The organism is Pseudomonas sp. GV105 (genome assembly GCF_003058185.1).
Lineage (GTDB): Bacteria > Pseudomonadota > Gammaproteobacteria > Pseudomonadales > Pseudomonadaceae > Aquipseudomonas > Aquipseudomonas veronii.
On record NZ_QBUF01000001.1, the window covers coordinates 291,229 to 311,126 of the forward strand.

At 58.9% G+C, this 19,898-nt stretch carries 16 protein-coding genes; 7 read left to right on the plus strand and 9 right to left on the minus strand.

Annotated elements, in window-relative coordinates:
* Positions 1-2: 2 nt before the first annotated feature.
* Both C8K66_RS01310 and C8K66_RS01315 read right to left on the minus strand, forming a co-directional pair.
* The gene (locus C8K66_RS01310) at positions 3-782 is read right to left on the minus strand and encodes an ABC transporter permease (RefSeq protein WP_169850537.1); all 780 of its coding nucleotides are present in this window, start codon (positions 780-782) and stop codon (positions 3-5) included.
* Positions 779-1,588: an ABC transporter ATP-binding protein gene (locus C8K66_RS01315; RefSeq protein ID WP_108524078.1), complete on the minus strand. Its 810-nt coding sequence runs from the start codon at positions 1,586-1,588 to the stop codon at positions 779-781. The genes C8K66_RS01310 and C8K66_RS01315 overlap by 4 nt, the downstream gene beginning before the upstream one ends.
* 250 nt (positions 1,589-1,838) lie before the next feature.
* Here C8K66_RS01315 and glgA point away from each other — a divergent pair, with 250 nt between their 5' ends.
* Both glgA and ppsA read left to right on the plus strand, forming a co-directional pair.
* Entirely contained in the window at positions 1,839-3,431 is a 1,593-nt protein-coding gene (gene glgA, locus C8K66_RS01320; RefSeq protein WP_108524079.1) for a glycogen synthase GlgA, read from the plus strand.
* Entirely contained in the window at positions 3,428-5,884 is a 2,457-nt protein-coding gene (gene ppsA / locus C8K66_RS01325) for a phosphoenolpyruvate synthase (RefSeq protein WP_017845789.1), read from the plus strand. The genes glgA and ppsA overlap by 4 nt, the downstream gene beginning before the upstream one ends.
* Positions 5,885-5,890: 6 nt before the next feature.
* Here ppsA and gstA read toward each other — a convergent pair whose 3' ends face one another.
* A complete protein-coding gene (gene gstA / locus C8K66_RS01330) occupies positions 5,891-6,520 on the minus strand; it encodes a glutathione transferase GstA (RefSeq protein ID WP_046383405.1) in 630 nt (209 codons plus the stop codon).
* A 149-nt stretch (positions 6,521-6,669) separates the two neighbouring features.
* Between gstA and C8K66_RS01335 the strand changes: the two genes are divergently transcribed.
* Complete coding sequence (locus C8K66_RS01335) at positions 6,670-7,038, plus strand: helix-turn-helix domain-containing protein (protein ID WP_046383406.1); 369 nt, start codon at positions 6,670-6,672, stop codon at positions 7,036-7,038.
* A gap of 14 nt (positions 7,039-7,052) precedes the next feature.
* Here C8K66_RS01335 and C8K66_RS01340 read toward each other — a convergent pair whose 3' ends face one another.
* From C8K66_RS01340 to C8K66_RS01365, 6 genes are all read right to left on the minus strand, one after another.
* Positions 7,053-8,045: a LacI family DNA-binding transcriptional regulator gene (locus C8K66_RS01340; protein ID WP_046383407.1), complete on the minus strand. Its 993-nt coding sequence runs from the start codon at positions 8,043-8,045 to the stop codon at positions 7,053-7,055.
* A 75-nt stretch (positions 8,046-8,120) separates the two neighbouring features.
* Positions 8,121-9,623 (minus strand): sucrose-6-phosphate hydrolase, encoded by a 1,503-nt coding sequence (locus C8K66_RS01345; protein ID WP_108524080.1) that lies wholly within the window; start codon positions 9,621-9,623, stop codon positions 8,121-8,123.
* Positions 9,620-10,765 carry an ABC transporter ATP-binding protein gene (locus tag C8K66_RS01350; RefSeq protein WP_108524081.1) on the minus strand — a complete coding sequence of 382 codons (1,146 nt, stop codon included), beginning with the start codon at positions 10,763-10,765 and terminating at the stop codon, positions 9,620-9,622. The genes C8K66_RS01345 and C8K66_RS01350 overlap by 4 nt, the downstream gene beginning before the upstream one ends.
* 27 nt (positions 10,766-10,792) lie before the next feature.
* Positions 10,793-11,635: a carbohydrate ABC transporter permease gene (locus C8K66_RS01355; RefSeq protein ID WP_046383410.1), complete on the minus strand. Its 843-nt coding sequence runs from the start codon at positions 11,633-11,635 to the stop codon at positions 10,793-10,795.
* Positions 11,632-12,594, minus strand: coding sequence for a carbohydrate ABC transporter permease (locus C8K66_RS01360; RefSeq protein WP_057004108.1), 963 nt, complete (start codon positions 12,592-12,594; stop codon positions 11,632-11,634). Before C8K66_RS01360 ends, C8K66_RS01355 begins: the two co-directional genes overlap by 4 nt.
* A 21-nt stretch (positions 12,595-12,615) precedes the next feature.
* Positions 12,616-13,890, minus strand: a complete 1,275-nt coding sequence (locus tag C8K66_RS01365; RefSeq protein WP_108524082.1) for an ABC transporter substrate-binding protein — start codon at positions 13,888-13,890, stop codon at positions 12,616-12,618.
* Between the two features lie 169 nt (positions 13,891-14,059).
* Here C8K66_RS01365 and C8K66_RS01370 point away from each other — a divergent pair, with 169 nt between their 5' ends.
* The 4 genes from C8K66_RS01370 (at position 14,060) to C8K66_RS01385 (ending at position 19,689) form a co-directional block, all read left to right on the plus strand.
* Positions 14,060-15,625 carry a carbohydrate porin gene (locus tag C8K66_RS01370; RefSeq protein WP_046383413.1) on the plus strand — a complete coding sequence of 522 codons (1,566 nt, stop codon included), beginning with the start codon at positions 14,060-14,062 and terminating at the stop codon, positions 15,623-15,625.
* Between the two features lie 231 nt (positions 15,626-15,856).
* Positions 15,857-17,506 (plus strand): NAD(P)/FAD-dependent oxidoreductase, encoded by a 1,650-nt coding sequence (locus C8K66_RS01375; protein ID WP_108524083.1) that lies wholly within the window; start codon positions 15,857-15,859, stop codon positions 17,504-17,506.
* An 83-nt stretch (positions 17,507-17,589) separates the two neighbouring features.
* Positions 17,590-18,639, plus strand: coding sequence for an alpha/beta fold hydrolase (locus C8K66_RS01380; protein WP_108524084.1), 1,050 nt, complete (start codon positions 17,590-17,592; stop codon positions 18,637-18,639).
* Positions 18,640-18,711: 72 nt separating this feature from the next.
* Complete coding sequence (locus tag C8K66_RS01385) at positions 18,712-19,689, plus strand: transporter (RefSeq protein WP_236255117.1); 978 nt, start codon at positions 18,712-18,714, stop codon at positions 19,687-19,689.
* The last annotated feature ends 209 nt before the right edge of the window (positions 19,690-19,898 follow it).

Sequence of the window (19,898 nt, forward strand, 5' to 3'; positions counted from 1 at the left end):
TATCAGCGAGCCAAACCGGGGTAAAGCCTGGCGGCCAACAGCAGAAGAACGGTGAACACCGAGAGCATCACCGCAAAGCTGGTGGTCAGGGCATACACACTGGTTCCACCGACAATCATGCCTGAGCGCAATGCATCGACCAGGTAGGTCAGCGGGTTGCACACGGCAATCACTTTCAACCAGCCGGGCATCAACTCCAGGGGGTAAATCGCGTTGGAGGCGAAAAACAACGGCATGGTCAGGACTTGGCCGATGCCCATGAAGCGCTCCCGGGTTTTGACGATGCAGGCGATGACCAGGGAAAACGTCGAGAAGATACACGAGCCCACGAAGACGCCAGCGGCCACTGTCAGGATCGGCATCAACTCCCAACGGATTTCAACGTGCAAGGCAATCGCCACCAGATAGACCACGGCCGCTTGCACCAGCCCGCGCAGGCCTGCGGCGAAGGCCTTGCCCATGATCAACGCGCTGCGGTGCGCCGGGGTGACCAGGAGTTTATGCACGATCCCCAGATCGCGTTCCCAGATGATGGCGATGCCGTAGAAGATCGCACTGAACAGGATGCTCTGCGCCAGAATGCCCGGGGCCATGAAGTCCAGATAACGCAGGTTACCGGTGGGAATGCCGCGCACCTGGCTGAAGACCTGGCCGAATACCGCCAGCCACAGCACCGGCTGGATGGCTCTGGACAGCAGCTCGGTAGGGTCGCGAATCAGCTTGCGCACCTCGGCGTCGCAGACCGCGAATGTCTCGTTGAGGTAACTGAGCAGGCGGTTCATCCCAACCTCTGGATCGCATCACGGCTATCGCGTGTGCCACGGTAATCGCCGCCTTGTTCAAGGCCGACGCCACTGAAATGCACGAAGACGTCGTCCAGGCTGGCATTTTCGCCGACTTGCGCCTTGAGCGACTCGGGCTTGCCGACGACGGCCAGGCGTCCCTGATGGAGGATTGCCAGTTCATCACACAACGTGTCGGCTTCTTCCATGTCGTGGGTGGTGATCAGGATCGTCGTGCCTTTCTCGCGCAAGTGTTCCAGGCGTTCCCAGACGGTTCGGCGTGCGATGGGGTCCAGGCCGATGGTCGGCTCATCCAGAAACAGCACTTGGGGGTTGTGCAAGGTGGCCTGGGCGATTTCCAGGCGACGGATCATGCCGCCGGAATAGGCACGAACCAGTTTTGAGGCCGTCGCCTCCAGCCCGGCGAACGCGAGCGCTTCTTTGACCCGGGCCCGACGCTCGGCACCGCGCAACCCCTGCAACCGCGCCGAAAGGTTCAAGTTCTCGATGGCGGTCAATGCGCCGTCCGCCGAGAGCATCTGCGGCACGTAGCCGATATGGCGGCGCACCTCGACGGGTTGGCGCGCGATATCGAAACCCGCCACCGTCGCCGAGCCGGAAGTGGGGTCCAGTAAGGTGGTGAGCGTCTTGATGGCAGTGCTCTTGCCGGCCCCATTCGGGCCCAACAGGCCGAATATGCAGGCATGCGGCACTTGCAGGCTCAACCCTTCGAGTGCCACGAAGTGATCGAAGCATTTGCGCAACTGGTGGGTGGCGATGGCAAAGGGTTCGCTGGCATCGGGCATGGTGGCTTCCGTAGGCTGGGGCGGGGACGCACGCCCTCGCTTTAAAATTTCTACACCTGCGCCATGGAAAATCATTGAGCTAAATCAACAACGCCAGGCTGAGGTGTCGTCTGTCGCAATGGGCGCTGTACCACGCGGCAGCAAAGCGCATTTGTTGATAAAGATCAGAGGGCATCGGGAGCAACCCCAGATACTCGTGCGACTGACTTAATCGTCTTCCCGCACTCTCGACTCAACAAAAAGGAAAAGGATCATGGGCGCAGCCGCCATTTCCCCGCAGGCTGAACGTTTCAATCTGCCGGTCAGTGAATGGGTTACCTCGACTGTTGATCCGCTGGCGCTAGCGCCGGTTTCACCGGCCATTACCAGCGTGGCGGCGAGAGCCAAGGTCCTGTTCGTGACCTCCGAATTGGCCGGCCTCGTGAAAACCGGCGGGCTCGGCGATGTATCGGCGGCATTGCCCCGGGCCCTGCATCCCCTGCACGATGTGCGCGTGTTGATGCCGGGTTACCCGCAAGTGCTCAACAGCGGAAATCCGGTCCATGTGATCAGCGAGCTGGAGGGCCATGCGGCATTGCCGGCGTGCAAGATCGGGCGGATGGACATGACGGATGGCCTGGTCATTTACCTGGTGATCTGTCCCGAACTGTATGAGCGTGAAGGCACTCCTTACGGGGATAACAATGGCCGTGACTGGCCGGATAACCATATCCGGTTTGCCCGTCTCGGCCTGGCCGCAGCCGACTTCGCCGCAGGCGCGGTGAAGTGCCAGTGGCGTCCGGAGCTGGTGCACGCGCATGATTGGCCGGCCGGCCTCGCGCCGGCGTACATGCGCTGGCGTGGGCAGGCCACGCCGAGCATTTTCACCATCCATAACCTTGCCTATCAAGGCATGGTCAGCAGCGGTTCCCGGCGCGAACTGGGCATCCCCGAGCACGCGCTGGCCTCGGACGGTATGGAGTTCTACGGCAAGCTCTCATTGCTCAAGGCCGGCATGGCCTATGCCAACCACATCACCACCGTCAGCGCGACCTACGCCCGGGAAATCACCACGCCAGCGTTCGGTTGCGGCCTGGACGGCTTTCTGCAGAGCAAAGCCGAACAAGGGCTGCTCAGCGGCATTGCCAATGGTATCGACGCCAGTTGGGACGCCGAAACCGATGAGCACTTGATCTGCCGGTTTGCCGCTAACGATTGGCTCGGCAAGGCGGTGAACGCCCACTATGTCCGTCAGTTGTTCAATCTCAAGCCGTCGACGGGGCCTCTGTTCGCGGTGGTATCGCGTCTGGTCTTCCAGAAAGGCCTGGATCTGACCATTGGCGTTGCCGGGCACATCGTCAGGCAGGGCGGGCAGATCGCCATCATCGGCCGTGGCGAACCGCAGGAAGAGGAGGCCGCACGGGAGCTGGCCCAGCGCTTCCCGGGCCAGGTCGGTGTGCTTATCGGCTTCAACGAAACGGATGCCCGGCGCATGTTTGCCGGCAGTGACTTCCTGCTCATGCCGTCGCGCTATGAACCGTGCGGCCTGAGCCAGATGTATGCGCAGCGTTTCGGCTCATTACCGGTAGCCCGTAATACCGGTGGGCTGGCCGACACGATCGAAGATGGCGTGAGCGGTTTTCTGTTCGAGGAACCCACCGTGGAAAGCTACGCGGCAGCACTGACGCGGGCGATCAAGGTGTTCGCCAACCCTGAACTGCTCAATGCAATGCGTTGCCGCGCCATGCGCAAGCCGTTCGATTGGCACCAAGCCATAAAGCCTTACAGCGCCCTGTATCTGCGATTGCTGAAGGCCAATCGGGTATCCCTGGCGGCCCCCTCACTCAATGGAGAGATATCGTGACCCATTCACAGCCGCACATTCGTTGGTTCAAGGACTTGGGTATCAACGACGTCGCACAGGTCGGTGGCAAGAACGCCTCGCTGGGAGAGATGTACCAGAACCTGACAGGCCAGGGCATCCGCGTACCCAACGGGTTTGCCGTTACTTCAGACGCGTACCGTTATGTCCTTGAGCACAACAAGGCGTGGGCGCCGCTGCATGCCGCGCTCGACGGCCTCGACCCCAACGACATCAAGGACCTGCAAGCCCGCGGTAAACGGGCGCGGGCGATTGTGTATGGCTGTACGCTGCCGGAAGACCTGAAGAGCGCGATACTGCACAGCTACGCCCAGCTCAAGCGCGAATATGGCAACAGCCTTTCACTGGCCGTGCGCTCCTCGGCAACCGCCGAGGACTCGCCGCAGGCGTCATTTGCCGGGCAGAACGAGACCTATCTCAACATCGCCAATGAAGATGCGCTGCTCGATGCCTACAAGCGTTGCCTGGCCTCCAACTTCACCGATCGGTCGATCCATTACAAATACGACAACGGCTTTGATTGCTTCAAAGTCGATCTCGCCGTCGTCATCATGAAAATGGTGCGCAGTGATCTCGGGGCCAGTGGCGTGATGTTTTCCCTGGATACGGAAACCGGCTTCAAGGATGTCGTGTTCATCAACGCCGCGTGGGGGCTTGGGGAGAATGTGGTGCAGGGCGCGCTGGCCCCGGACAGTTTCTACGTACACAAACCCAGCTTCGTCGCCGGTTATCGTGGCGTGCTCAAGCGTAGCCTGGGCAGCAAAGAAAAGAAGATGGTGTTTACCGACACCCTCAATACCGGGAACATCGCGCAGGAGTACACCGCGAATATCGAAACACCCGACGAAGAACAAACGCGCTTTTGCCTCTCGGACGGGGATGTGATGGTCCTGGCTGACTATGCCATCAAGGTTGAAAACCACTATTCGAGCAAAGCCGGTTTCTACAAACCCATGGACATGGAGTGGGCGAAAGACGGGATCGATGGCCACTTGTATATGGTCCAGGCGCGCCCCGAAACGGTGGCCTCGCAGAAAAAAGGCAGCGTGCTGCAGATCTATCACCTCAAGCAACGCTCGCCAGTGCTGCTCAAGGGGAAGGCGGTCGGCACCCGCATCGGTGCCGGGAAGGCCCGTATCGTCAACGATGTGAAACAGCTCAGCGAGTTTCAACCGGGTGAAGTGCTGGTCTCCGAAGCCACTACTCCGGATTGGGAACCGGTGATGAAAACCGCCGCCGCGATTGTGACGAACCGCGGCGGACGCACCTGCCACGCGGCCATCGTGGCGCGGGAGCTGGGTATTCCCGCGATCGTGGGCGCCACCAATGCGGCAGCGACAATCAAAACCGGCGCCTTGTTGACCGTCAGTTGCGCCGAAGGCGAAATCGGAACGGTCTACGACGGCATCCTGGATTTTGATGTCGAGGAAACGGACCTCAGCCAACTCGGGCATCCCGACACGCACATCATGATGAACCTGGCCAACCCCGACCAGGCCTTCAGCCTGGCCTCGCTGCCGGTCGACGGTATCGGTCTGGCGCGCATGGAGTTCATCATCAATGAATGCATCAAGGTCCATCCGATGGCCCTTGTCCACCCGGAAAAGCTGGATGACGCCACCCGTGAAAAAATCGCCGTGCTGAGCGCCGCGCATGCGGACCCTACGGATTTTTTCATCAAGACCTTGGCCGAAGGCGTCGCCACCATTGCCGCAGCGGTGTACCCAAAACCGTGCGTGGTACGCATGAGCGACTTCAAGAGCAATGAGTACGCGACCCTGCTGGGTGGGCAGTATTTCGAGCCGGTAGAACACAACCCGATGATCGGTTTTCGCGGCGCGTCCCGATACAGCCATCCGGCTTATGCCGAAGGGTTTGCGCTGGAGTGCGCGGCGATGAAATGGGCGCGCGAACACATTGGCCTCACCAACATCAAGTTGATGATCCCGTTTTGCCGCACCGTGGCGGAGGGCGAAAGGGTATTGGCGACCATGGCCAGCCATGGCCTGCAGCGCGGAGAAAACGGGCTGGAGGTCTACATCATGTGCGAAATACCCAACAACGTGATCCAGATCGACGCGTTCGCCAAACTGTTCGACGGCTTCTCGATCGGTTCCAACGACTTGACCCAGTTGACGCTCGGCGTGGACCGCGACTCGGAAATCGTCGCCTTCGATTTCGATGAGCGCGACCCGGGCGTCAAGCAGATGATTCGCCTGGCGGTAGAAGGCGCCAAGCGTAACGGCCGACACTCGGGAATCTGCGGGCAGGCGCCGTCGGATTATCCCGAGATGGCGGAGTTTTTGGTGTCGATTGGCATCGACTCAATGAGCCTCAGCCCGGACGCGGTGCTGGCGACGATTCGGCATGTGCTGGCGGTGCAGGCGCAGCGGTTACCGAGCGATGAGGCCGACCGGGGCAACATCGGCACGTGAGGCCTTTCATGCAAGGCCTTCGTCTCGCAATGCTTTGCGCACCGCAGGACGCACCTTGACCCGGTCATACCAGGCCCGGAGGTTATGCAAGTGCTCGAAGTGGATGTCGGCCTTGTAATAGCTGGTCAGCCAAGAGGCCTGGCCCCAGCCGGTCAATGCGAACAGATAGGCATCCGCCACCGTGAAGGCATCGCCCATGAGGTATGGACGGGTACTCAATTGTTCGTCGATCCAGGCGAAGCGCTTTTCCAGCTTTGGCTTGGCAGTCTCGACGTATTGACCTGCGAGTGTGGCGTACAACAGCGGAATGTAGCCCTTGTGAATCTCAGACGACAGGAAGCTCAGCCATTCCTGAAGTCGGTATCGATCGAGGGTGCCATGAGCGGGAACCAGCCCAAGCGCCGGCTTCAGGTCGCCCAAATACTGCACGATTGCCGGGCCTTCACGCAGGAGCGTGCCATCGTCCAGCTCGATGGCGGGTACGTAGCCCAGACGGTTGACCTCGAAGTAGTTGGCGCCCGAGTCGGTAAGGTGCGTCTTGTGATCGACCTTGATCAGCGTGGCATCGAGACCCAATTCATTCAGAACGATGTGGGGCGAAAGCGAGCAAGACGCGGGGATGTAGTACAACTTCATTGGCAAACTCCAGGACAGGGGGGAGCGCTGTCAATCCAATGGAGAGCGCGCTTCAGCTGATTCTAGATGCCCGGTATAAAATAGGAAGAACGCACTATTTTGTAGTATAGGTACAAAAAATATACCTACACCCGGCCAGGACTCTGACTATGAAAGACAACATCTCTGGCTGCTCGGTCGAAGAAGCGATGCGTTTGTTGGGTGGCCGCTGGCGCCTGCTTCTTGCGTCCTACCTGCTCGATGGGCCGAAGCGTTTTAATGCGCTGAGGCGCGACATTCCGGCTATTTCACAACGCATGCTGACCCTCGACTTGCGCGCCCTTGAGCAAGCCGGGCTGGTCAAACGGACGGTATTCCCCACCGTGCCCGTGACGGTTGAGTACGAACTCACCGTGGACGGGCGACGATTGGAACCGGTCGTTGCGGTAATGAAAGAGTTTGGGCTGTGGGTCAAGAGTCGCCCATGTGAGGAGATTGTGAGCATGTCTTCGGTCTTGACTGACAGTGCGCGTGGTTGAGGCAATGGCTGCCCTTAGAGCGACGCCCTGGCAACCAACGGGCAATCGACTGACTGGGCTCCCGATACCTCGACGGCGTCGATCAGGTGTCGGGCGGCCCTGCGACCGATCTCGTAGTACGGCAGTTGTACCGTTGTCAGCGGTGGGATGAACAGTTCGGCGATACCGATCATATTGTCGTAGCCGAGCACGGCGACATCATCGGGGATTTTCAGCCCGCGGCCCAACAACACCTGGTAGGCACAAAAAGCAATCCGGTCGTTGCCACAGATCAGAATGTCGAATTGGGGGCGACCCTCGATGATGTGCCGGTCGAGGATGGTCGCGGTTTCACCATAGGCGTCATGATCGGAAAGGTCATATTGCAGGAGTGCCTCAGGCAACAGCCCGAATGCCTGACAGGCACGCTGCAGGCCTTTTTGCCGCAGCCCCCACGCCAGGCTCTGTTTTGGGAGATTGATCAACAGAGGGCGCCGATAGCCTTGGCTCAAGGCGTGATGTACGGCTCGATACTGCCCCATTTCATCGTCGGGCACATAACTGACCAGGCGGCTGTCATCCGCCAGGCAATTGGCAAGCACCAGGCGGGTGCTCTTCAATCGCTCGGGAATGCACACCTGGCGCAGCCCCATGGCGCTGAAGATCAACCCGTCGGGACGGTGCGATAACATCAGGTCGATGTTCTGGTCGGTGGGCGGGTTGCTTAACAGGTTGAGGATAAATACATTCCAGCCGGCTTGCTGCGCGGTCTGTTCGATGGACAGCAGCAGTTCGACGGCGAACGGGGTTGTCGCGGTGTCCAGCGCGAATACGCCGATGGTTCGAGTCTGGAGGTTGTCGCCGCGAATCCTGCGCGCCGACAGGCTGGGCACGAATTGCAATTCGTCGATGGCGCGGCGCACCCGTTGATAGGTTTCGGGGCTCAATTTTTCCGGGTTGTTGAGCGCTCGGGAAACCGTCATCAGGGATACGCCGGCTAGCTGTGCAACGTCTTTCACTGAAGTCATGCGAAGCGAGACCGGTCAGGTTGAGGCCGAATCATGACACATGGCCTGCGCTTCTCGCGACTCGAATGACACGGTTCATAACCATCCCGAGGCGAGTGGCCATGCCTTGGGAATGGCGACACGCCCACCACTCCCGCTTGCAAAGAGCTTCACCCCCAGACTGCCGGGCTGCGGGTAGAGGCGACTGCTCAGGCTGAAGCTGCCGTTTTCGTCGAACACTTCAATGGACGAACGATCGAGGAACACCCGCAGTGCCAGTTGCCCTTGTGTCGGGTCTATCGCCACGCTGCGCTGGCCGCTGACTTGCGCGCCCGAGCGGCTGCGGTCAAGAACCAGGCGCTGCAACGCCGCATCGTAGTAGAGCAGGGTTTGTTCCTGGCCATCGTCGCTGCAACGCAAGGCGACTCCCAAGTGGCCGTCGGTGCAGCCGAGTAAATCCAGATGCACATGGATTTCCAGCATATCGCCATTCACTTGCGGCACCCAGCGGCTTCCCGACGCCTCCCACCACGCGGTAGCCGGCAGCAGCGTCCCGCGCAGTGCGGTGAGTTCCCGGGCCGGAAACATGCGCAGGCGATCGACACACAGTTCAAGTTCGCGTGGCAATCCGAGCATGCCGCTCCAGTGATGGGCCTGGCTCGGCATCGGGCTTTCCCACATGTCGAGCCAGGCCCAGGCAAGACGCCGACCATCGGCGGCCACGAGGGTCTGCGCGGCGTAGAAATCGTGGCCGTTATCCAGCTCGATAAACGGCCCGCCGGTGAAGTGCCACGCGCTGTCGAGTCGGCCCACTCGATAACCCGTCTGGTATTTGTTCAGCCGTTCGTACCCTTGGGCAAGCATGCCTTGCGGGGAATACAGCAGCACGTCGCGTCCGTTCAGTCGAAACAGGTCCGGACACTCCCACATATAACCATCGCCGTCGCTGCCCGCGGCAATATAGTCAAGGAACTCCCAGGCGTGCAGATCGGTGGAACGGTACAACGGAAGCAGCGGCCTGTCGCCCAGGCGTGCGCCGGCAATGAGGTACCAAGCGTCATCCTCCTTCCATACCTTGGGGTCGCGAAAATGCATGATGTTGTCTTGCGGCGCGGTCTCGATGACTGCGCCATGCTTGACGAAACGGATGCCGTCGACACTGGTGGCCAGGCACTGGACTTGACGGATCGAGCGTTCGTCGCCCACTTCCCCAAGCCAAGTGTGCCCGGTATAGATCAGTGCCAAGGTATCCCCACACACCACTGCGCTACCGGAAAAACAACCGTCACGGTCGCACTCATCGCCGGGCGCCAGCGCAATGGGCAGGTGCTGCCAATGAACCAGGTCGGCACTCTTGGCGTGCCCCCAATACATCGGGCCCCATTTCGCTTCGAATGGGTAATGTTGATAGAACACGTGATATTCGCCACGAAAGTACACGACCCCGTTCGGGTCGTTCATCCAGCCGGCTGGTGGCGCAATATGATAGCCGGGGCGATAGTCGTCGACGACGCGAGACGCACCGTCATGCAGTGCGCGCTGCGCAAGGTCAAGGGCTGAAGGCATTGGCTCGCTCAGGGTATTCAAGGACAAAGTCATAGGGCGCGTGCTCGGAATGAATGAAGAGCGACGTCATCGGGCAGGTGTTCGGCGGCGGCCGGATGGCGTTTCAAGGCGGTGCCGTCGGCGTCGAACAGGTGCAGGTTGTCAGTGTCCAGCTGCAGCTCGACCCGATCGCCCACCTGCCATCCGGCGTTGACCTCGCAACGGCAGATCAGGGGTTCGTCCTGACCCGATTCGAGGTGTACATAGGTTTCGCTACCCAGGTATTCGACCCCGGTCACGACGACACCGTTGGCGCCCTCAGCCGCTTTGAGCGACAGGTGCTCCGGGCGAATCCCCAGGCTCAACTGCGCGTCTGCCGGCAGGTTCGAGCTGTCGAAGGGCAGGGCAGTCATGCCCGCTACAGGGGTGTCGATCAGGCTGGTTTTGCCTGGGGCATGCAGGCGCGCCGGCATAAAGTTCATTCTGGGCGAGCCGAGAAAACCGGCGACAAAGCGGCTGGCCGGGCGTTCATAGAGTTCGCGCGGTGAGCCGACCTGTTCCACGCGGCCGCCGTTGAGCACGACAATTTTGTCGGCCAGGGTCATCGCTTCTACTTGGTCGTGGGTGACGTAGATCATGGTCGAGCCCAGTCGAGCATGCAGACGGGCGATTTCGTTGCGCATCTGCACCCGCAGGGATGCGTCCAGATTGGAAAGCGGCTCATCGAACAACAGAATGTCCGGCTCCCGCGCCATGGCTCTGCCCATGGCCACACGCTGACGCTGGCCTCCGGACAGTTCCTTTGGCTTGCGTTGCAGCAGTTTGTCCAGTTGCAGGATCTGCGCAGTTTTCAGCACGCGCTCGCGCAAGCTGCTCTTTTCCGTCTTGGCCAGTTTGAGACCGAAGCTGATGTTGTCGTAGACACTCATGTGCGGGTACAGCGCATACGACTGAAACACCATGCCGACGCCGCGCTCACGCGGTTCCAGGTCGTTGACCCGTCGTCCGTCGATCAGCAGGTCGCCGCCGCAGATCGAATCCAGCCCGGCGATCAGTCGCAGCAGGGTCGATTTTCCGCAGCCCGAAGGGCCAACGAACACCACGAACTCGCCCGCGGCAATCTCCAGGCTGACGTCGCGAAGAATCCGTGCGCCGCCCAATTGTTTGTTCACGTTGTCCAGTTTCAATTTGATCACGATGCTGTTCCTTGTATTTGTTGGGCATCAACCCTTTAACGCGCCGGCAGTGAGGCCGGATACGATTCGGCGCTGGAAGATCAGCACCAGAATCACCAATGGGACCGTGACCAGCACCGAAGCGGCCATCAACAGTCCCCACGGCAGCTCATGGGGGCTCCCGCCGGAAATCAAGGCAATGGCGACCGGTACCGTGCGTTGCGTGTCGGTGAGGGTGAAGGTCAGGGCGAACAGGAACTCGTTCCACGCTGCGATAAAGGCCAATAAGCCAGTGGTGACCAGGGCGGGCCAGAGCAGCGGCAACAGCACCCGCGTCAGCGTGACCCACGGCGAAGCGCCATCCATGATTGCCGCCTCTTCCAGCTCATGGGGCAGTTGGCCCATGAATGTGGTCAGCACCCAGACGGTGAAGGGCAGGGTGAAAATCGTGTAGCTCAGGATCAACGCCCAGGACGTGTTGTACAGGCCCAGGGCGCGGATCACTTCGAACAGCCCCGACAGTACCGCGACCTGGGGAAACATCGAGACGCCAAGCACCATCATCAATACTGTGCCGCGCCCCCGGAACTTCACCCTGCCCAAGGCATAGGCGGCGGTCAGGCTGAGGAACAACGCCAGCGTCACGACGCACAGCGCAACCACCAGCGAGTTGCCGATAGCTTTCAGGAACGAGGGTTGGTGGAGTACCGCCGCATAATTGGAGAAGTCGGGACGGTCGATCCAGTAGCTCACCTCGAACAAGGTGCTGGATGGCTTCAGCGACGTCACGATGGCGTAGTAGAAAGGGAAGACCGCATACAGCAGCAAAATTCCGATCAGGCACCAGAACCCGAGGCGCAACAGCGCTTTTTTGAGTAGACGCGGGCTCATGAGCGCACCTCCAGTTGACGGCGTCCGAGGTAGAGATACAGCAACGCAATCACCGCGACGACCAGGAACAGCAACGTCGACGCCGCGCTGCCATAGCCCACGTCCTGGAACTCCACCAGGTGCTGGCGCGCATAGACCGACATGCTCATGGTGCTCGACGAGTTCGAGGTCAGCACATAGATAACGTCGAATACCCGCAGCGAATCGAGGATGCGAAAGATCGCCGCCACCAGCAATGCAGGCATCAACAGTGGAAGCGTGACACGCCAGAACACGTGCAGCGGATGAATGCCATCGACCCTGGCGGCTTCGTAGCAATCGCTCGGCAACATCTGCAAGGCCGCCAGCATCAGCAGCGTGACAAAGGGCACGGTCTTCCAGACGTCGACGATGATGACGGCCCACATCGACAGACTCGCATCAGCCGTCCAGGCCAACGGCATGTCAATCAGGCCGAGGCTCAGCATCAGGTGATTGATGATGCCGAACTGGTCGTTGAGCATCCACGACCAGATTTTCGCCGAGACAATCGTAGGAATCGCCCAGGGAATCAGTATCAACGCACGCACCAGGGACCGGCCGGTGAACTTGATGTTCAGCAGCAATGCCACCAGCAGCCCGAGGACGATTTCCAGGCCCACCGACACCATGGTGAAATGCAGCGTGTTGCGCACCGCGTTCCACCATTGTGGATCGACCAGGATGCCCGACCAGCCGGAGCCGTTGTAGAACAGGTAATTGCTAAAGCCGACGAAGGTTGCGCCACGCGTGTCCGCCAGGTTGGCGTCGGTCAGGCTGAACCAGAATGTGCGCAATAGCGGCCAGGCCGCTACCAGGGCCAGGCACAGCAACATCGGTGTCAGAAACAGCCAGGCGGCGCGCAGGCGGCGGCGCTGTATGGGCGTCTCCCTGGCGAGCAGGGGCTCGTCACAGGAGGCGTGGGGAGTAGAGACAGACATGGTGATTTCCTTCCTTGTGGCTTACCAGTTCCGGCGTTTGATGCGCGTGAGTTCGCTTTCCAGCTCGGCAAGCGCCTGATCGACGGGCAACTCACCCGCCAACACGCCATGCACCCGATCGAAGAACGCATTGGAGACCCGTGGATAGCGCTCGGCAGTGACTGAGGCGGGGCGCATGACCCCGTCGTTGAGGATGCTGTGGAGCTGACGGTAGTAAGGCATTGCTGCGAGCAGTTCGGGGTCTTGATACAGCGCCTCGATCACCGGGTTATAGGCGCCTATCAGCGCACGCCGTTTTTGCTCTTGAGCGCTGGTCAAGTAACTCACCAGCTCTGCGGCAAGCTTCGGATGGGCGCTGTAACGCGAAACCGCCAGACCCCACCCACCAAGGGTGGACGCGTGGCTGCCGGCGTTGCCGCCGCGGGGCAGGGGAGCGACGCCCACCTTGTCTTTGACGGCACTGTCCGGGCTTTGCACCAGGGCCCAGACATAAGGCCAGTTACGCATGAACAGCGCATTGCCCGACTGGAAGACACCACGTCCTTCTTCCTCGGTGTAATTGAGTACGCCACGCGGGGAGATGTCGCCGACCCAGCTTTTCGCCAGGGTCAAAGCCGCTCTTGAAGCCGGGCTGTTGACCACGATGTCGCCTTGCGGGGTGACCAGTCCGCCTTCCGGTTGGCTGCTGATCCACTCCAGTGCATTGCACGTCAGACCTTCGTAGGCGCGCCCCTGAAATATGTAGCCCCACACATTGGGGTTACCGGCGTTGCGTTCGGCCTGTTGAACTTCCTTGGCGGTAGCGGTCATTTCCTCCCACGTCTGGGGCACCGGCTTGTTGTACTTCTCGAGCCAGTCCTTGCGGTAATACAGCAGGCCCGAATCGGTGAACCACGGCATCGTCACCAGCCGTCCGTTCACCGTGGCGTTATCGATCTGGGCCTGGAAGTAGCCTTGGGTCGCGTCCGGCGCAAGCACCTCGCGCAGATCCATCAGGTGTTTGGCCAGCATTCCCGGCCACACCATGTCGATTTGAATGATGTCGATGTCGCTGGACTGCGCACTGAGGATCTGTTGGTAGAACGACAGCCTCTCGGTTGCCGAGTTAGGCGTGGAAACCACCTCGACGTTGTTGCCGGTCTGTTTCGACCATGCCTCGACAGCCTCCTTGCACAGTTGTAACTCGGCACCCACTGCACCGCACGAGATCGTCAGATCGGCTGCGTTCGAGACGCCAGGAAGCCCGGCACAGAGGGTAAGCAGCGCTGCGGGAAGGAGCGATTTCAGTTGTTTCATAAAGCCCTCTTTATTTTTGTTTTTAGAGAAGTTAACGTTAACACGCTCAATGTATCAGCGTATTTTCGATGAGGCATCCTTTTTTTTGCCGACTCTGGCAATTCACACCTCACGGAAAAACACGTCTGTCGCTGGGACAAAACAATAAAAACAAAACAGGGAAATCCACATGCAGAAAGCATCACAATGGCTGCTCGCAGGCGTGCTCAGCACCTCGGCAGCGACGTCCCAGGCCGCGACTCTGGAAGAGCGCATGGCCGCGTTCGAAGCCCGTGCCAGCGCCGCCGAGAAACGTGCCGCCGCAGCCGAGCAGCAAACCCAGGCACTCGCCAGAGAATTGCAACAGATCAAACTCGCCACGCCGCCCTTGCAGCCCGCTGCCGCCACTGCGCAAGCAACGGCGGCACCGACCCTGGATACCCGGCTGGCAAAGCTCGAAGCCCGCCAAGAAAGCCTGGAAAAACCGGGCGGTACCGGACACCTCACAGACGGCTTCAGCTTCAAAGGCTATGCCCGCTCGGGATTGCTGATTGACCAGGGACTCGGCGGTGGCCGCGGCGGGCCGTATACGACACCGGCCGGCTCGGTCGGTGGCGCGGTTGGGCGCCTCGGTAACGAAGACGACACCTACATGCGTATAGACCTGTCGAAAGAGATCTATGCGCAGAACGGTACCCGCGCGAAATTCACGGTCTCCATCGCCGACGGCGTGGAAAGTTCCAATGACTGGACCGCCGAAGAAAGCAAGTTGAACGTGCGCCAGGTCTTCACGGAACTCGACCATCTCGCCGCGTTCAAGGGCAACTCAGTGTTCGAGAACGCGACCTTGTGGGCCGGTAAGCGATTTGATCGCGATAACTTCGATATCCACTGGATGGATTCGGACGTTGTCTATCTGGCCGGCACCGGGGGTGGCATCTACGATGTGCAGATGAACAAGAATTGGCGCTCGAATTACTCGTTGATCGGGCGTACCTACGGCGATTTCAGTCGAGACGGTGTGAATGCCGATGTGGAAAGCTACATCCTGACCTCCAACCAGTTCTTCGATAATGGTCAGTGGCAGTGGATGTTCAATGGCATTGGCGCCAAGAAAAACGATTTCGCCACCCGCACCAACGAAGCGGGGTTCAGGCCTGCGAATTCCGGTGTACACACCATGCTGGCCAACCACCAGAAAAACTTTTTCGGCAGGGAAGGCTTCTTCAAAACCGCGCTGCTCTATGGGCAAGGCCTGGGCGCGGAGGTCAAGAACGTCGGCTCGGACGGTGAGTTGATTGACGACGCCCGCGCTCTGCGTCTGGCACTGTATGGCGAGACGCCCATCGCGCCTGGTTGGCGCATCGGCCCGAGCTTGTTGGCCGAGCAGAGCAAGGATAGATACGTCAAGGGTGACGACTACCGCTGGATGACCCTCAACATGCGTTTGGCCAATGAAATCAACAGCAATTTTGAGATGGCCTACGAATTGAGCTGGCAAACCATGAACCTCGACCCGAAGGGCTATCTACAACGTAATGCAGTCGACGGTAACTTCTGGAAGTTCACTGTCGCGCCAACATTCAAGCTTGACGTTGGCGACCTTCTCACGCGGCCCGAGTTGCGAGTGTTCGCAAGCGTGATGAACTGGTCTTCCGATCTGGACAACTACGCGACCTCTGACGCCTTCGGCAAGACCGACTTCAAGGCCGGCGGTGTATGGCAATACGGGATACAGATGGAAACCTGGTTTTAATGCCTGGACGCGCCGGCCTACGCGTCTTCAGCGCGTCGGTCGGGTTGCGTCGCGCCCCTCTGTCGTCGGCCTCGACGAAGCCCGGTTCATCGCACCGGATTGTTCAAGCTATTCACCATTTCCTTCAAGAGTAGAACGCGCCTCGGTTGTTATCGTTTATCCGTGCCTTAAGCATTGCCTGGCAGCAAGTAAGTAAAGGCAAATATAAACATAACAATATGAGGCTTCAAAATGAGTGCTCAATCTAAACTCGCCGCTGTGTCTGCCGAAAACGGCAAAGTCACGTACTTGGACGCAATGGTGATTGGTGCAGGGGTAGCTGGCCTCTACCAGTTGTATCGACTTCGCGAGATGGGCTTGACGGTTCGTGCCTACGATACGGCTTCCGGAGTGGGCGGCACATGGTATTGGAATCGTTACCCCGGTGCGCGGTTTGACTCTCAGGCAGAAATTTATCAGTACTGGTTCTCTGAAGAACTCTATAAGTCCTGGCAACCCACCGAGCGTTTCCCGGCCCAGCCCGAAACAGAGCAGTGGCTGAACTTCGTCGCGAATCGGCTCGACCTCAAGAAAGATATCCAGTTCAACACCCGCATCGCTGCCGCGCACTTCTGCGAAGAGAGCGGGCACTGGAGGGTGACAACCGAGGCCGGCGAAACGATCAATACGCAATATCTGATCTCTTGCTGCGGGATGCTGTCCGCTCCGCTGTCCGATCGGTTCCCCGGCCAAACCGACTTCAACGGTCAGATCTATCACACCGGCCTGTGGCCAAAAGACCCCGTGGACTTCAACGGCAAGCGCGTGGCCGTGGTAGGCACTGGCGCCACCGGTATTCAGGTGATCCAGACCATCGCTCCGGCGGTGGGATCGATGAAGGTCTTCGTGCGTACCCCGCAGTATGTGATTCCGATGAGGAACCCTAAGTACAGCAAAGAAGACTGGGAAAAGTGGGGCACCCAATTCCACCAGCTCAAGAAGCGCGTGCGAGAGACCTTTGCCGGTTTCGACTACGACTTCGACGCCGGCCCCTGGGCCGAGAAAACCCCCGACGAGCGACAAGCCGTGCTTGAACAACTCTGGGAGGATGGCTCTTTGGCCATGTGGCTGGCGTCGTTTCCCGAGATGTTCTTTGACGAACAGGTCAATGAAGTCGTGTCGGAGTTCGTGCGTATCAAGATGCGTGAACGCCTGCAGTCGAGGCCAGATCTCTGCAACCTGCTGATCCCGACCGACTATGGCTTCGGCACCCATCGCGTACCGCTGGAAAGCAAGTACCTTGAAGTCTATCTGCAACCCAACGTCGAGGCGGTCGACTGCAAGCAGTCGCCGATCGAGCGCATTGTGCCGGAGGGGATCCAGACCGCGGATGGAAAGATTCACGAGGTAGACATTATCGTGCTGGCCGTGGGTTTCGATGCAGGTTCCGGCGCACTCAGCCGGATCGACATTCGAGGGCGCGATAACCGGTCGTTGAGGGAGCAGTGGAAACAAGAAATCCGTACATCGATGGGGCTGCAGATCCATGGCTACCCCAACCTGTTCACCACCGGTGCGCCATTGGCACCGTCGGCTGCACTTTGCAACATGACCACTTGCCTGCAGCAGCAGGTGGACTGGATCACCGGATGCATTGAGTTTGCCATCCAGCACGGCAAACACGTCGTGGAAGCTTCCAAAGAGTTCGAGGACGACTGGGTACAGCATCACGACGAGACGGCGGCGAAGACCCTGGTCGTCAAAACCGACTCTTGGTACATGGGCTCCAACGTCGATGGAAAACCGCGCCGACTTGTATCGTATATCGGCGGCGTCGGTAACTATCATCGCCGCTGCGACGAAATAGCCGCACAGGGTTACCCAGGCTTTGAAATGGCTTGAGGTCGAACGACTGCTCATTGATTGCAGCTGTCACTCCGACTCTCTATTGCGCCGTGACAGCTCGATATTCGAGGTAACCTGAAATGAACAACTATTACTCCCAGGAACATCACGGTCCTTTTGAACTGATCAACATCGGAGCGCTTCAGCTTGAAGAAGGCTCGTGCATTCCTGAATGTCAGCTGGCCGTAGCCGTACATGGCACCCTGAACGCCGACAAGACTAACGCCATACTGGTTCCCACTTGGTATTCCGGCACAAGCAAGGCGATGGAGCAGATTTACATCGGCGAAGGGCGGGCGCTGGACCCTGCGAAATACTGCATCATCGTCGTCAACCAGATCGGTAACGGTCTTTCCAGCTCTGCGAGTAACACCGGCGGTTCATTGGCTGGCCCTGGGTTCCCGAATGTCAGGATTGGCGATGACGTCAGTGCCCAGCACACATTGCTCACCGAATACTTTGGCATCGAGAGCCTGGCGTTAGTGGTCGGGGGATCGATGGGCGCGCAGCAAACCTACGAGTGGGCCGTGCGCTATCCAGACTTTGTCAAACGCGCCGCAGCCATAGCGGGCACTGCGCGCAATAGCGAACATGACTTCCTGTTCAGCGAAATACTGATTGATGCGATAACCACCGATCCGGCCTTCCGGGCTGGCTTATACGGCTCATCGGCGGCAGTGGCGGCCGGGCTCAAGCGCCACGCGAAAGTTTGGACATTGATGGGCTGGAGTACCGCGTTCTTCCGCGCCGAGCGGCATAAGGCACTGGGTTTCGAGTCGATGCAGGTATTCGTCGACAGCTTTATGACGAACTACTTTGCGGCAATGGACCCTAACAACCTCCTGACCATGGCCTGGAAATGGCAGCGGGGTGATGTCAGTCGAAACACGGGCGGTGATCTTGCGACGGCCCTGGGGCGAATCCGCGCGAAAACCTATGTCATGCCCATCTCACATGACCAGTTCTTTACCGTGGACGATTGTCTGTCGGAGCAGAAAATGATCCCGAACAGCGAGTTCAGGCCATTGCAATCAATCGACGGTCACCTCGGACTTTTTGGCACCGATACGCAAATGCTCAATCAACTGGACGCCCATCTGGCAGAGCTGCTTTCGTCCCCGACACATTGAAACAAGCTTCAAAAAAATAGCACAGGACACCTGTGCTAGACCCAGAACAATTTTAAAAAAACAGGGTTGAAGATGAACATAATAACAACAGCACATGCTTTGCGCGCGGCCAATACGCTCAAGTCGAGTTCTGCTGCTAGCGTCGGCTGCCTGAGGAAAAACAATACCCACTGCCGAATTATGCATGCGTTTCAGTTGGCGACTTTAATGCTTGGCCTACAACTTTCGATTGTGTGCCACGCACTGGATGTCGATCCTGGCGACTATACGCCAATGCCAGACGGCACACAGCTCGGGCTGCTGTATTTACAGCACGCAGAACGCCACGATTATTACGTGCGCGGCAATCAGTTAAGCGACAAATATAACCTGTACTCGGATGTCAGTATTCTGAGGGGGGTCAGCTATCAAGCGTTTGCAGGCGTCCTGACGAATATCCAACTGCTATTGCCTTTTGGCCACCTGTCGGCCGGTGGTGATATTAAAGGCATGGGCAGCGAAAGCGGAATGGGCGATCCGATTCTGGCCAATGCGGTCTGGATCCATCAGGACCCTTCAACAAACCGCGCATTGGCCTTCACTCAATATCTTTTTTTGCCAGTAGGCGACTACAACAAGAATAAAGAGTTGAATATTGGGGAAAACCGATGGAAGTATGTCTTGCAGGGCGGATACATGCACGGCATCGGTAGCCGCGTCATTCTGGATTTCGTCGCTGACGTGACTTTTTTCGGCGACAACGATCGTTATTCCTCCCGCGACCTGACGCTGAAGCAGGACCCGCAGTATCAGATGCAAGGATTCATCAGGTACATGTTCAGTGAGCGCGCGGCTATGCATGTCGGTTATTCCCGGCTATGGGGCGGGCAGAGGAAAGTTGACGGAACTGAACTGGAAGATGAAAGCCGTCAAGCAAAAATAATGCTGGGCGGGTCTTATTTTGTGACGCCGAAAACTCAGTTGCTTGCGACATTGGGGCGAGACCTTTCAGTTGAAAATGGCTTCAAGGAAGAGTCTCGCGTCAATCTTCGATTACTTTACGTATTCTAAGTCACTGAGCAACGCCGGCTACGCCAGGAAAATCAGTGAAGACATCACCAGGGCAGTGGCCTGGCAGGCGTCGCTCCGTTGCGAGAATCACTTCTCGCAGCCCCTTTACGGCCGCCCGGCGGTGGCCGTTTTTTTTGCGGGGCGGGAAACGTTCGCAACCCTCAACCCATGCAAATCATCTCGGTCACGCTTTATACCCATTTAATCCC

Excerpts from the sequence above, each read along its gene's own strand:
- C8K66_RS01335 (WP_046383406.1), top strand. The coding sequence starts at position 6,670 with ATGAAAGACAACATCTCTGGCTGCTCGGTCGAAGAAGCGATGCGTTTG.
- C8K66_RS01365 (WP_108524082.1), bottom strand. The coding sequence starts at position 13,890 with ATGAAACAACTGAAATCGCTCCTTCCCGCAGCGCTGCTTACCCTCTGT.
- C8K66_RS01355 (WP_046383410.1), bottom strand. The coding sequence starts at position 11,635 with ATGAGCCCGCGTCTACTCAAAAAAGCGCTGTTGCGCCTCGGGTTCTGG.
- C8K66_RS01360 (WP_057004108.1), bottom strand. The coding sequence starts at position 12,594 with ATGTCTGTCTCTACTCCCCACGCCTCCTGTGACGAGCCCCTGCTCGCC.
- C8K66_RS01375 (WP_108524083.1), top strand. The coding sequence starts at position 15,857 with ATGAGTGCTCAATCTAAACTCGCCGCTGTGTCTGCCGAAAACGGCAAA.
- C8K66_RS01370 (WP_046383413.1), top strand. The coding sequence starts at position 14,060 with ATGCAGAAAGCATCACAATGGCTGCTCGCAGGCGTGCTCAGCACCTCG.
- C8K66_RS01380 (WP_108524084.1), top strand. The coding sequence starts at position 17,590 with ATGAACAACTATTACTCCCAGGAACATCACGGTCCTTTTGAACTGATC.
- C8K66_RS01345 (WP_108524080.1), bottom strand. The coding sequence starts at position 9,623 with ATGACTTTGTCCTTGAATACCCTGAGCGAGCCAATGCCTTCAGCCCTT.
- gstA (WP_046383405.1), bottom strand. The coding sequence starts at position 6,520 with ATGAAGTTGTACTACATCCCCGCGTCTTGCTCGCTTTCGCCCCACATC.
- C8K66_RS01385 (WP_236255117.1), top strand. The coding sequence starts at position 18,712 with ATGAACATAATAACAACAGCACATGCTTTGCGCGCGGCCAATACGCTC.
- C8K66_RS01315 (WP_108524078.1), bottom strand. The coding sequence starts at position 1,588 with ATGCCCGATGCCAGCGAACCCTTTGCCATCGCCACCCACCAGTTGCGC.
- C8K66_RS01310 (WP_169850537.1), bottom strand. The coding sequence starts at position 782 with ATGAACCGCCTGCTCAGTTACCTCAACGAGACATTCGCGGTCTGCGAC.
- C8K66_RS01340 (WP_046383407.1), bottom strand. The coding sequence starts at position 8,045 with ATGACTTCAGTGAAAGACGTTGCACAGCTAGCCGGCGTATCCCTGATG.